The following is a 16,327-nucleotide window of genomic DNA, read 5'->3' on the forward strand; positions in this document are numbered from 1 at the left end:
GGTCACGGGCCCTGCTCCCACCCCGGGGAGACGGGGGTGGGAGCAGGGCCGTCCCGGGTCACCAGGCGCTGGCGCCACCGTCGACGGCGTAGTTGGCGCCGGTGATGTACGAGGCCCGGTCGGAGGCGAGGAAGGCCGCGAGCTCGACGACTTCCTCGGGCTGGGCGAACCGCTTGAGCAGTGTCTTGCCGGTGATCGCGTCCCGCATCGCCTGGTTGTCGCCGAGGTCGCGGTCACTGGCAGGGGTCAGGACGGGGCCGGGGCTGATCGCGACCGCGCGAATCCCGTGAGCGGCGCCTTCGAGGGCCATCTGCCGGGTCATGCCGATGACTCCGGCGTTGGCGGCGGTGTGCCCGACCATCGGGGGGTTGTGACCGGCGATCATGCCCGCCATCGACGCGACGTTGATGATGACGCCGCCGCCGCGGCGCACCAGGTGGGGCCAGGCGAACTTCGAGACGAAGAAGGGGATGTCGAGTTCGCCGGTGATGGTCGCCCGCCAGTCCTCGACCGGGAAGTCCGGCATGGACCCGAAGCGCAGGGAGGCGGCGTTGTTGTAGACGACGTCGAGTCCGCCGTAGGCCGCCGCCGCGTCCTCGACCAGGTGCCCCACCTGACCGGGGTCGGTGAGGTCGATCGGTGCGATGCCCGTCATCTCACCGCCCGCGCGGCGGACGAGGCCGACGGTCTCCTCGTTGGCGTCGGCCCGGATGTCGCATCCGACGACCTTCGCGCCTTCTCTGGCGAACACCTGTGCCGCGACGCGGCCCATACCCACGCCGGTGCCGGTGATCAGCACGACCTTGCCGTCAAGAAGAGATGCCATGGAACGTTCTCCTGCCGAATCAATGGTGCGAATGCCCCCGCGCCCCGACCGCGGCCCGTCCCGGGCGCCCACCGTGGGCACGGCACGCCCGGGACGGGCTCGTCGCCGGGCTACTTGGTGCTGGGGTGAACGGTGCCGGGAGGCGTCTCACCGCGGAGCGTGTCCAGGAAAACGCCGAAGTTGCCCTCCGACCAGTGCTCCACGGACTGGCCGTGAATCACGCGGTCGATGGAGATGCCGCTGAGCTGGACCTCGCGGCCGGAGGCCGGGATGCCGAAGACCGTCCCGGTGTGGCGCCCCGCGAAGCTCCATCGGGTGACGACCTTGTCGCCCTCGACGATCTGGTCCAGGACGGTCATCTTGAAGCCGGTCAGCCCGGCCTTGATGTTGAGGTCGCCGTTGAGCCAGTCCTCCCGGTTCTCCGGGCCGTTGAAGCCGTGGAGCACCAGGTCCTTGGAGATGTAGCGGTTGAAGCCGGCGGCCAGGTCGCCGTTGTAGCTGGCGTAGTAGGCCGAGGTGACCTGCAGCGGCGACAGGTAGTGGTGGCGCGCGTGGCCGGCCGAGGCGGCGTCCGGCCCCTGGCCCTGCGCGACGGCGGGTACGGCCACGGCGGTCAGGGCGACGGCGGCGACGCCGGCCGCGGCACCGATCACCTTCCTGCGCCGTGCGGCCAGGGAGCGGGCACCGGGGGTGGACGCGGCCTCACGGCTCTTGCTGAGGAACACGGGGCACTCCTGAAAGACGGAGGAGTCGGCGCCTGACGGCACCGATGTACTTGACGCGTCAATCATGCGTCGTGGCTTGACAGCCGTCAAGCACCAGATCCGGCTGCGGACGGCACGAACGGCCTGGGTACCGAACGGTCGCGTGACCTGCGGCGGAGAATGATGGCATCGCGCCTTCGAGGACGGACCAAGGGGAACCGGCGCTCGACAGGCACGACCTGGACGAGGCCACGGGGCACGAACGGAGAGATGCCGCAGTGACGGAAGGAACACCGGCGCGGGACACGAAGGAGACGGCGCGCGGGAGGTTCGCTCCGGTCCGCATGGACGAGAGCGAGATCCTCCGGCGGGGCCTGGCCACCTTCGCCGAGCTCGGCTACGCCGCGACCACCATGCGCGAGCTGGCCCGGCGGCTCGACGTCAGCCACAACTTCGTCCATGAACGCTACGGATCGAAGGGGAACTTCTGGCGCGCCGTGGTGGACTTCGGACTGCGGGACACTCAGCCCGCGCTCGACCGGCTGCTCGCGGAGGGCCGCGACGACGACGAGCGCCTGCGGAACGTCGTCGTCGCGCTCTACCGCGTGGCCGCCGACGCCTCAGGCATGAACCGGCTGATCAGCGACGAGTCGACCCGCGACTCCGACCGCCTCGACTACCTCCACCAGCGATTCATCAAGCCGTTCTGGGACAGCATCGAACCGACCGTCCACAGCCTCATGGCGGCCGGCCGCATTCCGCGCGTGCCGACGCACGTCCTGTACTTCGCCATCACCGCTCCCGCGCTGGCCCTGGCACAGGACCCGATCGCCGAACGGCTGGACCAGGCCGCGGCACCCGCGGCCGAGCAGGACAGGACCGCCATGGCCGACGCCCTCTCACACCTCGTCCTGCGAGGCCTGCTCCCGTAAGCACATGCCGGGGACGCGACGCCGGCGAAGAGGGTCGCCCTTACAGGGACGCGGCCGGCGTGACGACGGTGGCCGCGGCCACGAGCAGCAGCAGGACGGGGACCGTCGCGGCATTGCGGGTCGCGCCGTCGCCGTACTCGCCCTTCTCCGCGGGGAAGGCGACGGCGCCGATGAACAGCACGGCCATGCCCGTCGCGGCGGCGATGCCCAGTGGCTGCCACCAGATACCGACGACCAGTCCGACGGCCGCGGCCGCCTCCGCGATGCCGATGAAGCGGACCGGGCCGGAGCCGAGCCCCTTCTCGATGAGACGGTCCGGCACCGCGCCCTTGAGTTGCGCCTCGGGCACACCGGCGGCCAGGGAGACGAGGGCGAGCAGGGCGCTGAGGATCACAGCGGCGTCAGGGGCCGTGCTCGGTCCGCCTGCCCGGCGCAGCTCTCCGCGCGCGCCGGGTCCTCAGGCCGGGACGGCGGACGCGGCGGGCTCCGCCACAGGGATCCGGTCGGCGAGCCAGTCGAGGATCTTGCCGAAGGCGTACCGCTGCCCGCCCACATGGCAGTGCGCTCCGGCGCCTTCCGCGTCGGTGAGTCGCAGCAGCGTCTTGTCGGGTGCCGTGAGATGGCCGAAGACTTCCTCGGGTTGTCCCTTGAAGAAGAGGTCGTCCTCGGCCTCGCAGATCAGCACGGGGCAGTCGATCCGCTCCGCCACGCCGTCGCGCACGTTGAAGTCCAGGGTGCGTGCGGCGTACTGGCGAGGTGTGTCGCCGCCCATGACGTACATGCCGTGGGTGATGGCCCATCGCGCGGTGGGGCTCGATTCGGCGGCCGCGGCGAGTTGCTCGTCTATCTCCGGAGCCTCCGGTGCCCGCAGTGCCGCCCGCACCTTCTCCGGGTCTCCCTCGATGAAGCGGAGCATCAGCTGACTGAAGTCGTAGACCCCGTCCACGGCCATGACGGCCTTGATGCGCGGCTCGAACGCGGCGGCGCGGAGGCAGAGTTCGCCACCGAGGCTGACGCCGAGCAGGGCCACCCGGCCGGTGTCCACGTCCGGCAACTCGGAGAGGTGGTCGAGGACGGGGCCGACGACGTTCTCCCAGTCGGGGCGGAAGAGGAGCCCCTGGTGCTGGCGCGCGCCGGGCTGGCCCGGTCCGTCGAAGGTCAGTACGTGGTATCCGCGTTCCTGGGCGGCGACCGCGCCGAAGAAGTGCATCTCCTCCGCGGTCCCGTCGAAGCCGTTGTGCATGACCACGACCGGCTGCTCGCCCGGAAGCGGGCTGGGATAGAAGTAGCCGTGGAGGGTGGCGCCCTCAAAGGGGATGTCCACGCGTGCGACGGAGGTGCCGCTCAGTGCGGCGAAGTCGTGGAACGCGTCGACGGCCTTGTCGTAGGTCATCAGGATCCGGGGGTCCGCAGGATTTCCGTGGAGGAAGAACTCCGCCGTGCGGTAGTAGTTGGAGGCGCGCAGGTAGCTGTCCCGGGCGGTGTTCACATGTCCCTGTGCACGGGCTTCGTCGGCGAGCGCACGGATGCGTTGCGCGGTGGCGTACCACTCGTCGAACCAACTGTCGTAGTCCCCGGGGCGGATCCGCTCGGCCGTGGCTTCCACTTCTCCGAAGTCGGCACCGCCGTAGGCGATGTGCCCGAGCGAACGGAGCGTTTCGAACCAGAAGTTCTCGTCCTGGGCGAAGAGCAGATGGCGCACGACGGCTCCCGGGGTGGCAGCTTCGCCGAGCCCGGATCGACGGGACCCACCACCCGGCGCGGGGATGGCGTATCCACTCCAGCCTAGTGCCGGTGGCGGCCTTTCGCAGATGCGAAAGGCCGCAGGTCAGCCCGGGTACGGCAGTGGCGTCAGGCGCCACCGAGCGTGACGGTCAGGGCGTCCGTGTCTTCGGCCTCGCGGGAGAACACGACCGTCTCCCCGTTCCGGCTGAGGACCGTGCGGGAGAGGACGGCGACGAAGTCGCCGTTCTTGTCCCGCATGGCGAGGGTGTAGGTGATCGGCGAGGAGGTCTGCGTGCGCCCGCGGGTGACCCAGGTCCGAAGGCCCATTGTTGCCAGGTCCTTCTGCAGTTGGGCGGCGTCGGCCGTCTGCGCGGCACCGGCGCGGACGGTGATCCTGACGGCGTCGCCCTGCTCGCGGTCCAGGGTGTAGGCAGCGGTGCTGATGTTGGTGAGCGGGCTGTCGGCCGGTCGGGGGGAGGCGTCGCGGGACGCCGTGACGCGGGGCGTGCGGTCGGCCGAAACCGTCGTGGACAGCTGAAAGGCGGTGAACGCCCCGACCGCTGCCGTGGCCACCGCGAGGGGCGTCGCGATGCGGACGAGGAGGCGGCGCCGCGTGCCCGGGCCGCGGGACAGCCGCAGCCAACTGGCCGTCAGGTGTTCCTCGTGCTGGCGTCGGCGGCCCGGCGGGAAGTCCCGTTCGGCCGGGGCCGGAAGCATCCGGCGCAGTGCCTGCAGGTCGTCGTGGTCCAGGTCCCTGTTCATCGCTTCTTCCTCCCGTTCAGCAGGACCACGTCCGCTCGGTCGCCCGGCGCCGGCTGCCGGTCGCCGGCTCCGGTCGCCCTGGCCGGGCCGGTGCTCTTCTCCGTGAGTTTCTCCAGGCGCCGCCGGGCCCGCGACAGCCGGGAGCCGACGGTACCGACCGGCACGCCCAGGGCCTCGGCCGCGCCCTCGTAGTCCAGCCCGCCCCACACGCACAGGGCCAGGACGTCCCTGTCGGCCCGTGGCAGGCGGTTGACGACGTCCATGGCCGCCGCGATCCGGTCCTGGTCGTCCAGCCGGCCCACCACCTCGTCGGCGAGATCCGGCACCAGCTGGATCGCGGGCAGCCGCCTCATCAGCCGCTGATTCCTCCAGGCCACCCGTCGGTGCCGGTGGACCACGCGGGTCGCGACACCCAGCAGCCAGGGCAGCAGGGTGCCGCCCTGCCGGTCCACTTTCGCCCGGGATCGCCATGCCTCGAGGAACACCAGCGACGTGCAGTCGTCCGCCGCCGCCCAGTCGCCCGTCAGACGGAAGCAGTAGTTGTAGACCGAGGTGGCGTGCTCACGGAACAGCACGCCGAAAGCGCCCTCGTCACCCGCCCGTATCCGAGCCCGGAAATCGTCGTCCATACCCATCTCTGCCTCGCCGGACAGCACCCCTTCCCATGATGTGGCTCACACGCGGGTCGTCCCGCGAGGCGGTGCGTCGTGGAGCTCACCGTACGTCCGGCCGCTCGCGGCCGATCACCCCGGACTCAGCCCATCGGGCCGAAGTCGCGCGGTCCGCTCGCCCTCCCGGCCAGGGGGTAGGTCGTGTGGCACTTCTTGTTGATGTCCTCGAGCCGCGGGTCGTGGAACCACTGGGAGCGGGTGTCGATGACCTCGCCGCCGTACTTGCCGTCCGGGTCGGGGTAGTCCGTCAGTCCTGCCGCGCGCATGCACTTGGCGAACGCGAAGTCCTGTTCCAGTTCCTCGGCGGTGGGGAGCTGGGCGTGGAACTTCTCCGGCAGGAACGGTGAGCAGGCGCGGAAGGCCGCCTTGCCCTTGGCGGTCGGCGGGTAGTCGACGGTGAACTCCGGAGTGGCCGGATCCGGGATGTCGACGCCGTTGCTCCGCATGCACCGCGCGTATTTCGTGCCCGTCGCCTCGCTCCGGTCCTTGAAGGTCGGGACGGCTGAAGGGGCTGAAGTGCTCGGGGCGGGCGCGGTGGTGGTGCCGGTGCCGGGCGCGGACGGGGCCGCGACCTGGGCGGTGGGAATGGTCCGGTCGGCGCTGCCCGCGGACGGGCCGCCGGCGCACGCGGCCAGGGCCGCGAGGCCCATGGTCACCATGCAGGCCACCGTCAGTGATGTACGACTTCTCAAGGCTCTGTCTTCCTCGTCTTCCTCGTGTCCGGGTCCGGCGCGAGAGCGGCCGCTCGGCATCCCGTACTGCCGCCCGGCAGCGGCGCCTTCCCGTGACGCGCCTCACACGGCGCCGACGGGCGCCCCTGTGACGCAGACCACTGCAAGGCGTCCGGGCCTCGGTGGCAGTACGGCGTGAACGAGCCATGAGGACAGTCATGAGGAGCAGCACATGAGGCACAGCGCCACGGCGGTCGGCGGCCGCCGCAGCGAGCCGTCGGGACGGTCCCGTGGGTAGGCGCTCGCAGCCGCGGAGCCGGGGGCCCCTGCTGGTGGCCGTGGCGGTGGTGGTGGCCGGCGCGGCGGTCGCGGTGGCGGTCGTCGGCATCCGCACCGGGAACCGGGCGCCCGCGCCCTCCCGGAAACTCGCGGTCGCCACCGCCGTGGTGACCCGGCAGACCCTGACGCAGACCGCGACAGCACCCGGGACGCTGGGCTTCGCCCACCCGGTCCAGGTCAGCAACAGGCTCGCGGGAACGTACACCGCGCTGCCCGCCGTCGGCGCGACCGTCGCCCGGGGGCAGCGGCTCTTCGCCGTGGACGACCGCCCGGTGACCCTGCTGTACGGGCTCCTGCCGGCCTACCGGGAGTTGAAGTCCGGCGTGGTGGGGGACGACGTGCTGGAGCTGGAGCAGAACCTCGCCGGTCTCGGCTACGGCGGTTTCACGGTGGACAGCACGTTCTCGGCCAAGACCGGGGCCGCCGTCCGGCGGTGGCAGAAGGACACCGGGCAGAAGGTGACCGGCGCCGTGGCCCTGGGACAGGTGGTGTTCCTGCCCGGGCCCTCCCGGGTGAGCGACGAGAAGGTCTCCACCGGTGACGCGGCGGTCGCCGGACAGCAGGTGATGGCCGCCACCGACACCACCCGGACGGTGCGCACGCAGCTGAAACTGGCCGACAAGCCGCTGGCCGTCCCCGGCAGCAGGATCAAGGTGACGCTGCCCGACGGCTCGACGGTGCCGGCGACCGTGGCCATGGCGGCTTCGGGCTCGGCCGCCGACGGCGGCACCGGTACGGGTGCCGACCCGGGCGAGGCGGACGCGGGACCCGCCGGGGACCCGACCGTGCAGGTCCTGGTCGCGCTGTCCGGTGCCGGGGCGCAGCGGGCCGCCGCACCGTTCGACGGCGCCGGCGTGGAGGTCACGTTCACCGCCCTGGTGCACCGGAACGTCCTGGCGGTACCGGTGGAGGCCTTGGTGGCACTGGCCGACGGCGGGTACGGCCTGCAGGTCGTGGACGGCACCACGTCGACGTATGTGCCGGTCACCACCGGGATGTTCGCCTCCGGCAAGGTGGAGGTCTCCGGTCCCGGCATCAGGGCCGGATCGAGGGTCGGGGTGCCGCAGTGACCCCCATGGTCCGCCTGGAGCGGGTCACCAAGGTGTATCCCGGGGACGTCACGCCGTGGACGAGGTGTCCATGACGATCGACCGCGGCGAACTGCTGGCCGTCGTCGGCCCGTCCGGCTCGGGGAAGTCGACCATGCTGCATCTGCTGGGCACCCTGGACCTGCCGACCCGCGGACGGGTCGAGATCGACGGGCACGACGTACGGCGGCTGCCGGACCGGCAGTTGTCGGCGCTGCGGGCCCGCCGGATCGGCTTCGTCTTCCAGCAGTTCCACCTCGCGCCGGGACTGTCCGCCGTGGACAACGTCAGTGACGGGCTGCTGTACGCGGGGGTCGGCACGGCACGCCGCCGCCGGATGGCGGAGGCGGCGCTGCACCGGGTGGGCCTCGGCCACCGGCTCGGCCACCGGCCGCAGCAGATGTCCGGCGGCGAACGGCAGCGCGTGGCCATCGCCCGCGCGGTGATGGGCGACCCCGCCCTGCTGCTCTGCGACGAGCCCACGGGAAATCTCGACACCGCGTCCGGGGAGGGGGTGCTCGCGCTGCTCACGGAACTGCAGCGGAGCGGCACCACGATCGTCGTCATCACCCACGACCAGGGCATCGCCCGGAGCCTGCCGCGCCAAGTCCGCATGCGCGACGGCCGGATCGTCCCGGACAGCGGGCCGGGGCGGGCGCATGCGGAGGCACGGACATGACCACACCCCTGCGCCCCGCGCGGATGCGACCGCGGGACGTGGTCCGCGTCGGCAGCGTGGGCCTGCGCACCAGACCGCTGCGGGCGTTCCTGTCCGCGCTCGGCATCGCCATCGGCATCGCGGCGATGGTGGCCGTGGTGGCCGTCTCCGCCTCGTCGCGAGCCGGCCTGGACCGGTTGCTGGCGCAACTGGGCACCAACCTCCTCACCGTCCAGCCGGGACAGGGCCTCGACGGGCGGCAGAGCAGCCTCCCCGAGCAGGCCGTGGGGATGATCGGGCGGATCGGACCGGTGACCGGCGTCTCCGCGGTCGGCCGGATCGAGGGCGCCAAGGTCTACCGTTCCGACAAGGTCCCCCCGCAGGAGAGCGGCGGGCTGGCCCTGTACGCGGCGCGCACCGATCTGCCGGCGACGGTCGGGGCCACCGTCCGCTCCGGGACCTGGCTCAACGCGGCGACCTCCCGGTACCCGGCCGCGGTGCTCGGCTCCGTGGCCGCGCGGCGGCTCGGCCTTGCCGCCCCCGACGCCGGGATCCAGATCTTCGTCGCCGGCACGTGGTACAGCGTCATCGGCATCCTCGACCCCGTCACGCTGGCCCCCGAACTCGACACGGCGGTGCTGGTGGGCTGGCCCGACGCCCAGCAGCGGCTCGGCTTCGACGGGCACCCCACCACCATCTACACCCGCGCCCTGGACGACCAGGTCGACGCGGTCCGCGGCGTGCTCGCGCGGACCGCCAACCCCGAGAACCCCTTCGAGGTCTCCGTCTCCCGGCCTTCCGACGCGTTGGCGGCGAAACAGGCCGGCGACAGGACCTTCGGCGCCCTGCTGCTCGCCCTCGGCGCGGTCGCGCTGCTGGTCGGCGGGGTGGGAGTGGCCAACACCATGGTCATCTCGGTGCTGGAGCGGCGGTCCGAGATCGGCCTGCGCCGGGCCCTGGGCGCGACCAGGGGGCAGATCCGCCTGCAGTTCCTGTCCGAATCACTCCTGCTGTCGGGCCTCGGCGGCGGCGGGGGCATCCTCCTGGGCGCCGCGGCGACCTCGGGCTTCGCCGTCACCCAGCACTGGCCCTCGGTCATCCCCCTGTGGACACTGGCGGCGGCCTTCGCCGCCACGCAGGTCATCGGCGGCCTGGCCGGCCTCTACCCGGCCCTCCGGGCCAGCAGGCTCCCGCCGACCGAGGCGCTCGGCTCCACCTGACGCCCGGGGGCGCCGGGCGGCGCTCCGCGGACGGACCTCGCGGAGCGCCGCCGGAGCCCGGCGTTCGCGGACGGCCGCCCGATGCCCGGGGAACCCCTGCGCAGGGGGTCACTAGGCTCGCGCCATGTCCACCGATCTCGGTTTCACCTGCTCGCACTGCGGCGAACACCATGCGGAACTCCCCATGGGCTACTCGACCATGGCCCCCGACGCCTGGGATCGCCGCTTCGAGGGTGATCCCGACAGCATGCTCTCCTCCGACCAGTGCGTGATCAAGGGTCAGCACTTCTTCGTCAGGGGCCTGATCGAGATACCGGTGATCGGCGGCCAGGACGTCTTCTCCTGGGGCGTCTGGGTTTCCCTGAGCAGGGACAACTTCGCCCGCGCCCTCGAGGTGTGGGACACGGAGGGCCGCGAGGCCGAGCCGCCGTCGTTCGGCTGGCTCAGCACGGAGCTCGCGCTCTACTCCCCCGGCACCACCAATCTGAAGACCCACGTCCACACGCGACCGATCGGCCGGCGGCCCTTCGTCGAGCTGGAGCCCACCAGCCATCCGCTCGCCGTCGAACAGCGCACCGGGATCAGCCGGGAGCGGGTGCGGGAGATCGCCATGGCCGTGCTGCATCCGTCCTGAGCCACCCCGGGCGAAGGCCGCACCGAAGTCGTCCAGCGCGTGGGGTGTGGCCGATCGGGCCACGTATCCCCGACCGCATGCCCCGCCGCCCGAAACCACCGCGCCCGTCGGCGCCGGCGGTCCGGGCCGCTACGTCCCGGCGGGGCGCCCTTCGGCTCCGGGGACGTGGGCTTCACCCGGGGCACGGACCGGCACCTGCACGAACCCTTGTGGCACCGTCGGCGGCGCGTCGTTTGCCCGCCCGCCAATAGGAGCATATGCTCATAATTATCAACCGAGGCTGCCCGCGGCCTGCGCCCGGGCCGTCGACCGACCTCCGAAGGAGACTGGACATGCCCGATCCGGACACCGGGAACGCCGCCACCCAGGGGCTGAGCTACTACCCCTGGTGGCTCGACAACCTGGCCGCCGACGCCACCCTCGAAGGCGCGGCGATGAACGGCACCGCGCGTGGCGCGGACGCCGTGCGCGCCATCGTGGTCAAGGCCCGCGAGCTGTACGAGTTCCAGGACTTCGGCTTCACCGGCGACTTCGGCGACGACGGCTTCCTCGAGATCTACGACGCCTCGGTCCAGGGCGAGCCGCTGAAGGTCGTCGTCACGGTGGTCCGCAACTCCGCCGGGCAGGCCCAGGAACTCGCGGTGCTCCACCGGCCGCGCACTGCGCTGCTGCGCTTCTCCCGTCTGATGCACGAGAAGTTCGCCGGCACCCCGCTCGCGGAGCACTTCCTCGCCGACGAGGCCGCCCGATGACCGCCGGCCATCGCGTGCTCCTGTCCGGCGCCGGCGGCGTGAGCCGCGTGGTCTTCGACCATGTGCGTGCCCACGGCATACCGGTGCGTGTCATGGTCCGCCGCGAGGACGAGCGTTCGGCCGCGTTGCGGGAGCTCGGCGCGGAGATCGTCGTCGGCGATCTGACGCGGCCCGAGACCGTGGCGGCCGCCCTCGAAGGCGTGTCGCGCATGTACTTCGCCATGCGCGTGTCGCCCGATCACCTCCTGGCGGCCACCGTGGTGGCCTCGGTGGCACGGGAGTACGGCGAACTGGACGCCCTGGTCGACCTCTCGCAGATGACGGTGTCGCAGATGACGGCCACCAGCACCGGCGAGTCCCACCAGCAGCGGCTGCACTGGCTGGCCGAGCAGGTGCTGGACTGGTCGGCCCTGCCCGTGGTCCACATCCGGCCGACCTCGTTCCTGGACAACCCGCTGTTCACCGCACTCGCGGCGCGGACCATCCAGGAGAACGGCACCATCGCGCTGCCGTTCGGCGCAGGACGCACCTCACCGGTGTCCGTGGACGACGTCGCCCGCGTGATCGCCACCGTGCTGTGCGATCCGGCTCCGCACATCGGGCAGGTGCACGAACTCACCGGTCCTCGCTCGGTCGACATGCACGAGCTGGCCGCGGAGTTCTCGCGTGCGCTGGGCCGCACGGTGTCCTACGTGGACGTGCCGCAGGAGCGGTGGGAGACCGAAGTCCTGGCCAAGGTGGGCCTGCCGCCGCACATCGAGCGCCACATCGCGGCCATGGGCCGACTGCACCGGGAGAACCGCTACGACCGCACCTCCGACGGTGTCGAGCAGGTGACCGGCACCGCTCCCCAGTCGATCGAGGCGTTCGTGGCCGCCCGGAAGGACTTCTACCTGGGCTGAGCGACTTCGGCCCCGCTCACCCACATGTCCGGCCTGCCTCAAGCGCCTTGAAGCAGGCCGGACGTCTGCTGGGGTACGGCTGCACGAGCGCGGCGCCCGGCCGGACGCCGCCGGCCGGTGAACGGCGCCCGGATCCCCATCGCTCCGTCCTCGAGGAGGCACACCATGTCGAACACGGAAAGCGGCAACGGCCAGGGACTCGGCTACTACCCGTGGTGGCTGGACAAGCCGGCCGACAACGTCACCGGCCAGGGCTCGTTCATCGACAACGGCCCGATCCGGGGCCCGGAGGCCGTGCGCGCGGTGGTGACGGCCGCCCGCGGGCTCTACGAGTTCCAGGACTTCGCGTACACCGGCGACTACGGCGACAACGGCTTCATCGAGGAGTACCGCACCCAGGTGAAGGGCGAGCCCCTCCACGTCGTCGTCACGGTCGCCCGGAACGCCGCGGGCGAGTACGAGAAGCTCGTCGTCAACCACCGGCCGCGCAACGCGATGCTGCTCTTCTCGCGCGAGATGCACCGGGAGTTCGCCGGCACATCCCTCGCGGAGCACTTCCTCGCCGACGGGTCCTGAGCCCCGCCCCTACTCGGCCCAGGGGGTGAAACCGGTGTGGAGGACGGCTTCGAGGGCGGTGCGCAGCCGGGCGGCCTCGGCGTCGCCGAAGCTCTCCTCGAACCGGGTCTGCACCTCTCTCCACAGCGGCAGCGCCGCCTTCACGCGGGAGCGCCCGTCGGGCGTGAGCGTGACGATCCGCGCCCGGCGGTCGGCCGGCGAGGGCTCGACGGTGACCAGTCCCTCCCGGACCAGCGGCTTGAGGTTCGAGGCCATCGTCGTACGGTCCATGGCGATCACGTCGGCGAGGCCGGTGATCGTCATCTCGCCGAGCACGCTGAGCTTCTGCAGGATGCTGAACTGCGTGCCGCGCAGGCCCACCGGCGCCAGGGCCTTGTCGTAGGTCGCGCCGAGGTACCGCGCCGCTTTGCGCAGGGCCAGGCTGTTGCACGCGACGTCGTTGTCCGCGGGTGTGGCGGTCATCGTCCCCTCCAAACTCTGCCCTCCCACGATACGAGCAAATGCTCGCACATGGGAAACGGCGGGCGATGCCCGCCGGCCCGGGCGTATCGCCCGGCACCGGGCTCAGGGGCCCGCGGGCGTGAGGGGGTCCGCACTGCCCGTGCCGGGCGGGGGGCCCGGGAGCGGCGGGACGCCGGTGGCGCGCATGCCGTCGAAGACCAGGCGCAGGTAGCGGCGCCACAGGTGCGGCTGGGACGCGTGCAGGCGGGACGTGGTCTGCGGGATCCCGCTCATCATCAGCATGACGTCCTGGCCGGTGATGTCCGGGCGGACGGCTCCGTCCCGGCGCGCGCGGTCGGTCAGCGCGTCGGTGACAGCGGCCACCCTCTCCTGGCTCCTGCGCACTTCGGCATGGTCGCGGGCCACCCCGTCGACGACCTGGCAGAAGGCGCGGTCCTCGACCTGGAGTTCGATCGCGGCGCTCATGAACTCGCACAGCGCGGGCCCGGGGTCCGCGGCCTGCGTCAGCCGCTCGCCGGTCGCGGCGAGGGCGTGCATCTTCTCGGAGACGATCGCCGCGAGAAGGTCGCCCTTCGTGGGGAAGTGCCGGAACACGGTCCCCTTGCCGATCCCGGCCAGCCCCGCGATCTCGGCGACGGACACCTCGGCGCCCCGCTCGGCGAACGCCTTGGACGCCGCGCCGACCAGCAGTTTCCGGGTCCGTACGGCATCGCTGCGCATCGGTCTGGCCGCTGCCGGTTCCGTCATGGCGCCTCCTTCGTACCGCGGCGAGTCTAACTCAACCGGACCCATGGGTCAGTTTCACGGGAGCCGAACATGACCGTCCGGTCCGTTTGTGGCGCAGTTAACGTGACCGCCCGGTCCGCTTACGTGTTACGGTCAAGCTGACCACGCGGTCCGCTTGCGCCCCGGGCCCCCGGGCCCCCCGAGCGCCAGGAGCCGCGTCTTTAAGACGACGTCGCGTCCAGGAGCCCGTCTCCGCACCGACGTCTCCTCCTCCCGCACCGAGAGAACGCCCTGCCATGTCTGCACCCCGTCATCCGCATCCGCGCCGCTGGGCGGCACTGCTCTTCATCTCGATCGCCCAGCTGATGGTGTTCCTGGACAGCGCGGTCATGAACATCGCGCTCCCCTCCGCACAGCACGCCCTGCACTTCTCCGACGGCGGCCGCCAGTGGGTCATCACCGCCTACGGGCTGGCCTTCGGCGGTCTGCTCATCCTCGGCGGCCGCCTGGGCGACCTGCTCGGCCGCAAGCGCGCGTTCACCATCGGGCTGGTCGGCTTCGCCCTGGCGTCCGCGCTCGGCGGAGCCGCGAACGGCCTGGGCGTTCTGCTGGTCGCCCGTGCCGGACAGGGTGTGTTCGGGGCCCTGCTCGCCCCCGCCGCGCTCGCCCTGATCTCGCTGACGTTCACCGACGCCAGGGAGCGGGCCAAGGCGTTCGGCATCTACGGTGCCATCGCCACCGCGGGCGGCGTGCTCGGCCTGGTGCTGGGCGGTGTGCTCACCGAGTACCTGAACTGGCGCTGGTCGATGTTCGTCAACATCCCGTTCGCCGTCGTCGGCATCGTCGGCGCGCTCACCGTGGTGCACGACGTCCCCGGCGCGGAACGGCGCGGCCGCATCGACCTGCCCGGCGCGATCCTGGCCACCCTCGGACTGGTCGCCCTGGTCTTCGGCTTCTCCGAGGCGGAGAGCCGCGGTTGGGGCTCGGGCCTCACCGTCGCCATGCTCGTCGGGAGCGCGGTGCTGCTCCTGGCCTTCCTGATCACGCAGGGCAGGATCGCGTCGCCGCTGCTCCCGTTGCACGTGCTGACCGAACGCAACCGGGCCGGCGCCTACGTCTCGGTGGCCTTCGGCGTGATGAGCATGTTCAGCATGTTCCTCTTCCTCAGCTACTACCTGCAGCTGGTCAAGGGCTACTCCCCCGTCGCGGCCGGTTTCGCGTTCGTGCCGCTGGGGGTCGCGCAGGGCGCCGGCTCCATGCTCCTGGGCACCCGGCTGTCCGCCAGGATGCGCCCCGGGCTGCTCATGGCCGGCGGCTACCTCGTCAGCGGCGTCGGCGTACTGCTGCTCGCCCTCCTGCACGAGCACAGCTCCTACGGCCTGCTCGCCGTCGCCGAGGTCATCACCGGCCTCGGCATCGGCACCGCTTTCATGCCCGCCATGAGCCTGGGCACCCACGGGGTCGCCCCGCAGGACGCGGGCGTCGCCTCCGCCATGGTCGGCACCTCCCAGCAGGTCGGCGGCTCGGTCGGAACGGCCCTGCTGAACACCGTCGCCGCGAGCTCCACCGCGGCCTATCTCGCCGCCCACCGCGGGCACGGCGGGGCGGCGACCCCCGCCGCACTGGTCCACGGTTTCAGCGTGGGGTTCTGGTGGGCGGCCGGATTCCTGGCCGTGGCCGCCCTGTTCTCCTTCTTCGCGGTGAACGCCCCCCGCCCGGAGCACGGTTCGGCCGCCGCCGGGGCCGAAGCCCTGGAAGCCCCCGCCCCCGTCCACTGACCCCGGGCGGCATCCGCCGGCGCCGTCCGCGCCGCGCACCCGCCCCCCCCACCCCCGCACCCCCGCACCAGTCCGTCCCGGCAACCCGTGGCCCCGCCACGCCGGGCAACCAAGGGAGAAGCATGTCCAACCGCCTTCAGTCCAAGGTCGTCGTCGTCACCGGAGGCACCTCCGGCATGGGCGCCGCGTTCGCGAAGCGAGCCGCCTCCGAGGGGGCGACCGTGCTCATCGGCGCCCGCGACAGGGCACGCGGCGAGGCGACCGCGGCGGAGATCGCCCGCGAGGGCGGGAAGGCCCTGTTCGTCCCGACCGACGTCACGGTCGAGGAGGAGGTCGCCCACCTGGTCGACGTCGCCGTCACCGAATTCGGCGGCCTGCACGGTGCGTTCAACAACGCCGGCGGCGGCGACAGCCAGGGCGCGCTCCGCGACATCGACACGTCCTTCTGGAACCGTGTCATCGCCCTCAACCTGACCAGTGTCTTCCACAGCCTCACGTACGAGATCCCGGCGATCGTCGCCAGCGGCGGCGGTTCCGTCGTCAACAACGCCTCCGTGGTCGGCGTGGTCGGCGACCCGGCCGCGGCCGCCTACGCGGCCGCCAAGCACGGAGTCGTGGGCCTGACCCGTTCCACGGCGCTCGAGGCCGCCAAGGACGGCGTACGGGTCAACGCCCTGGTGACCGGCCTGGTCAACACCCCGCTGTGGCAGGGCTTCACCAAGAGCAACCCGGCAGCCGCGAGCGCCCTCCTCGACCGGCAGCCGACCGGCCGCGCCGCCGACGAGTCGGAGATCGCCGCGTTCGCGACGTTCCTGCTCAGCGACGAGAGCCCGTTCATCACCGGCGCAGCGCTCGCCATCGACGGCGGCCTGACCGCCGGCTACTGAAAGGGCGTTCCCCA

18 protein-coding genes and 1 pseudogene are annotated in these 16,327 nt (G+C 72.0%); 10 read left to right on the top strand and 9 right to left on the bottom strand.

Translation table 11 applies throughout. The annotated features are described in order from the left end of the window. Positions 1-58 precede the first annotated feature (58 nt). Complete coding sequence (locus ACIP9H_RS35715; protein WP_401594738.1) at positions 59-826, bottom strand: SDR family NAD(P)-dependent oxidoreductase; 768 nt, start codon at positions 824-826, stop codon at positions 59-61. 110 nt (positions 827-936) lie between these two features. Beyond that, complete coding sequence (locus ACIP9H_RS35720) at positions 937-1,551, bottom strand: ester cyclase (RefSeq protein ID WP_401594735.1); 615 nt, start codon at positions 1,549-1,551, stop codon at positions 937-939. 323 nt (positions 1,552-1,874) lie between these two features. On the opposite strand from ACIP9H_RS35720, the gene ACIP9H_RS35725 reads away from it, so the two are divergent. Beyond that, a complete protein-coding gene (locus ACIP9H_RS35725) occupies positions 1,875-2,462 on the top strand; it encodes a TetR/AcrR family transcriptional regulator (RefSeq protein WP_401594733.1) in 588 nt (195 codons plus the stop codon). A gap of 40 nt (positions 2,463-2,502) precedes the next feature. Here ACIP9H_RS35725 and ACIP9H_RS35730 read toward each other — a convergent pair whose 3' ends face one another. The 5 genes from ACIP9H_RS35730 to ACIP9H_RS35750 form a co-directional block, all read right to left on the bottom strand. Continuing rightward, positions 2,503-2,856 (bottom strand): DoxX family protein, encoded by a 354-nt coding sequence (locus ACIP9H_RS35730; RefSeq protein WP_401594730.1) that lies wholly within the window; start codon positions 2,854-2,856, stop codon positions 2,503-2,505. Positions 2,857-2,919: 63 nt separating this feature from the next. Then, positions 2,920-4,164 carry an alpha/beta hydrolase family protein gene (locus tag ACIP9H_RS35735; RefSeq protein WP_401963208.1) on the bottom strand — a complete coding sequence of 415 codons (1,245 nt, stop codon included), beginning with the start codon at positions 4,162-4,164 and terminating at the stop codon, positions 2,920-2,922. Positions 4,165-4,313: 149 nt separating this feature from the next. Beyond that, positions 4,314-4,949, bottom strand: a complete 636-nt coding sequence (locus ACIP9H_RS35740) for a hypothetical protein (protein WP_401963210.1) — start codon at positions 4,947-4,949, stop codon at positions 4,314-4,316. After that, entirely contained in the window at positions 4,946-5,578 is a 633-nt protein-coding gene (locus ACIP9H_RS35745) for an RNA polymerase sigma factor (RefSeq protein WP_401594721.1), read from the bottom strand. Before ACIP9H_RS35745 ends, ACIP9H_RS35740 begins: the two co-directional genes overlap by 4 nt. A 125-nt stretch (positions 5,579-5,703) precedes the next feature. Beyond that, positions 5,704-6,279, bottom strand: a complete 576-nt coding sequence (locus ACIP9H_RS35750; protein WP_401963212.1) for a hypothetical protein — start codon at positions 6,277-6,279, stop codon at positions 5,704-5,706. 302 nt (positions 6,280-6,581) lie between these two features. Between ACIP9H_RS35750 and ACIP9H_RS35755 the strand changes: the two genes are divergently transcribed. From ACIP9H_RS35755 to ACIP9H_RS35785, 7 genes and pseudogenes are all read left to right on the top strand, one after another. Further along, the gene (locus ACIP9H_RS35755) at positions 6,582-7,700 is read left to right on the top strand and encodes a peptidoglycan-binding protein (RefSeq protein WP_401963213.1); all 1,119 of its coding nucleotides are present in this window, start codon (positions 6,582-6,584) and stop codon (positions 7,698-7,700) included. Positions 7,701-7,705: 5 nt separating this feature from the next. Then, positions 7,706-8,397 (top strand): annotated as a pseudogene (locus ACIP9H_RS35760) (ABC transporter ATP-binding protein). After that, positions 8,394-9,596, top strand: coding sequence for an ABC transporter permease (locus tag ACIP9H_RS35765; protein ID WP_401594714.1), 1,203 nt, complete (start codon positions 8,394-8,396; stop codon positions 9,594-9,596). The pseudogene ACIP9H_RS35760 and the gene ACIP9H_RS35765 overlap by 4 nt, the downstream one beginning before the upstream one ends. A 184-nt stretch (positions 9,597-9,780) precedes the next feature. Continuing rightward, positions 9,781-10,230: a DUF2199 domain-containing protein gene (locus tag ACIP9H_RS35770; RefSeq protein ID WP_401594935.1), complete on the top strand. Its 450-nt coding sequence runs from the start codon at positions 9,781-9,783 to the stop codon at positions 10,228-10,230. A 332-nt stretch (positions 10,231-10,562) separates the two neighbouring features. Beyond that, on the top strand, positions 10,563-10,982 hold the full coding sequence (locus tag ACIP9H_RS35775; protein WP_401963215.1) for a hypothetical protein: 420 nt from the start codon (positions 10,563-10,565) through the stop codon (positions 10,980-10,982). Continuing rightward, complete coding sequence (locus ACIP9H_RS35780; protein WP_401963216.1) at positions 10,979-11,884, top strand: NAD(P)H-binding protein; 906 nt, start codon at positions 10,979-10,981, stop codon at positions 11,882-11,884. Before ACIP9H_RS35775 ends, ACIP9H_RS35780 begins: the two co-directional genes overlap by 4 nt. 165 nt (positions 11,885-12,049) lie before the next feature. Then, complete coding sequence (locus ACIP9H_RS35785) at positions 12,050-12,460, top strand: hypothetical protein (protein ID WP_401963218.1); 411 nt, start codon at positions 12,050-12,052, stop codon at positions 12,458-12,460. A 9-nt stretch (positions 12,461-12,469) separates the two neighbouring features. On the opposite strand, the gene ACIP9H_RS35790 is transcribed toward ACIP9H_RS35785, so the two are convergent. Further along, positions 12,470-12,922: a MarR family winged helix-turn-helix transcriptional regulator gene (locus ACIP9H_RS35790; protein ID WP_401963219.1), complete on the bottom strand. Its 453-nt coding sequence runs from the start codon at positions 12,920-12,922 to the stop codon at positions 12,470-12,472. A gap of 102 nt (positions 12,923-13,024) precedes the next feature. Then, a complete protein-coding gene (locus ACIP9H_RS35795) occupies positions 13,025-13,669 on the bottom strand; it encodes a TetR/AcrR family transcriptional regulator (RefSeq protein WP_401594702.1) in 645 nt (214 codons plus the stop codon). 275 nt (positions 13,670-13,944) lie between these two features. Here ACIP9H_RS35795 and ACIP9H_RS35800 point away from each other — a divergent pair, with 275 nt between their 5' ends. Together ACIP9H_RS35800 and ACIP9H_RS35805 are read left to right on the top strand one after the other, a co-directional pair. Next, entirely contained in the window at positions 13,945-15,426 is a 1,482-nt protein-coding gene (locus ACIP9H_RS35800; RefSeq protein WP_401963221.1) for an MFS transporter, read from the top strand. A gap of 122 nt (positions 15,427-15,548) precedes the next feature. Next, on the top strand, positions 15,549-16,313 hold the full coding sequence (locus tag ACIP9H_RS35805; protein ID WP_401963223.1) for an SDR family NAD(P)-dependent oxidoreductase: 765 nt from the start codon (positions 15,549-15,551) through the stop codon (positions 16,311-16,313). The last annotated feature ends 14 nt before the right edge of the window (positions 16,314-16,327 follow it).

Source organism: Streptomyces sp. NPDC088732, from assembly GCF_044751205.1.
Classification (GTDB): domain Bacteria; phylum Actinomycetota; class Actinomycetes; order Streptomycetales; family Streptomycetaceae; genus Actinacidiphila.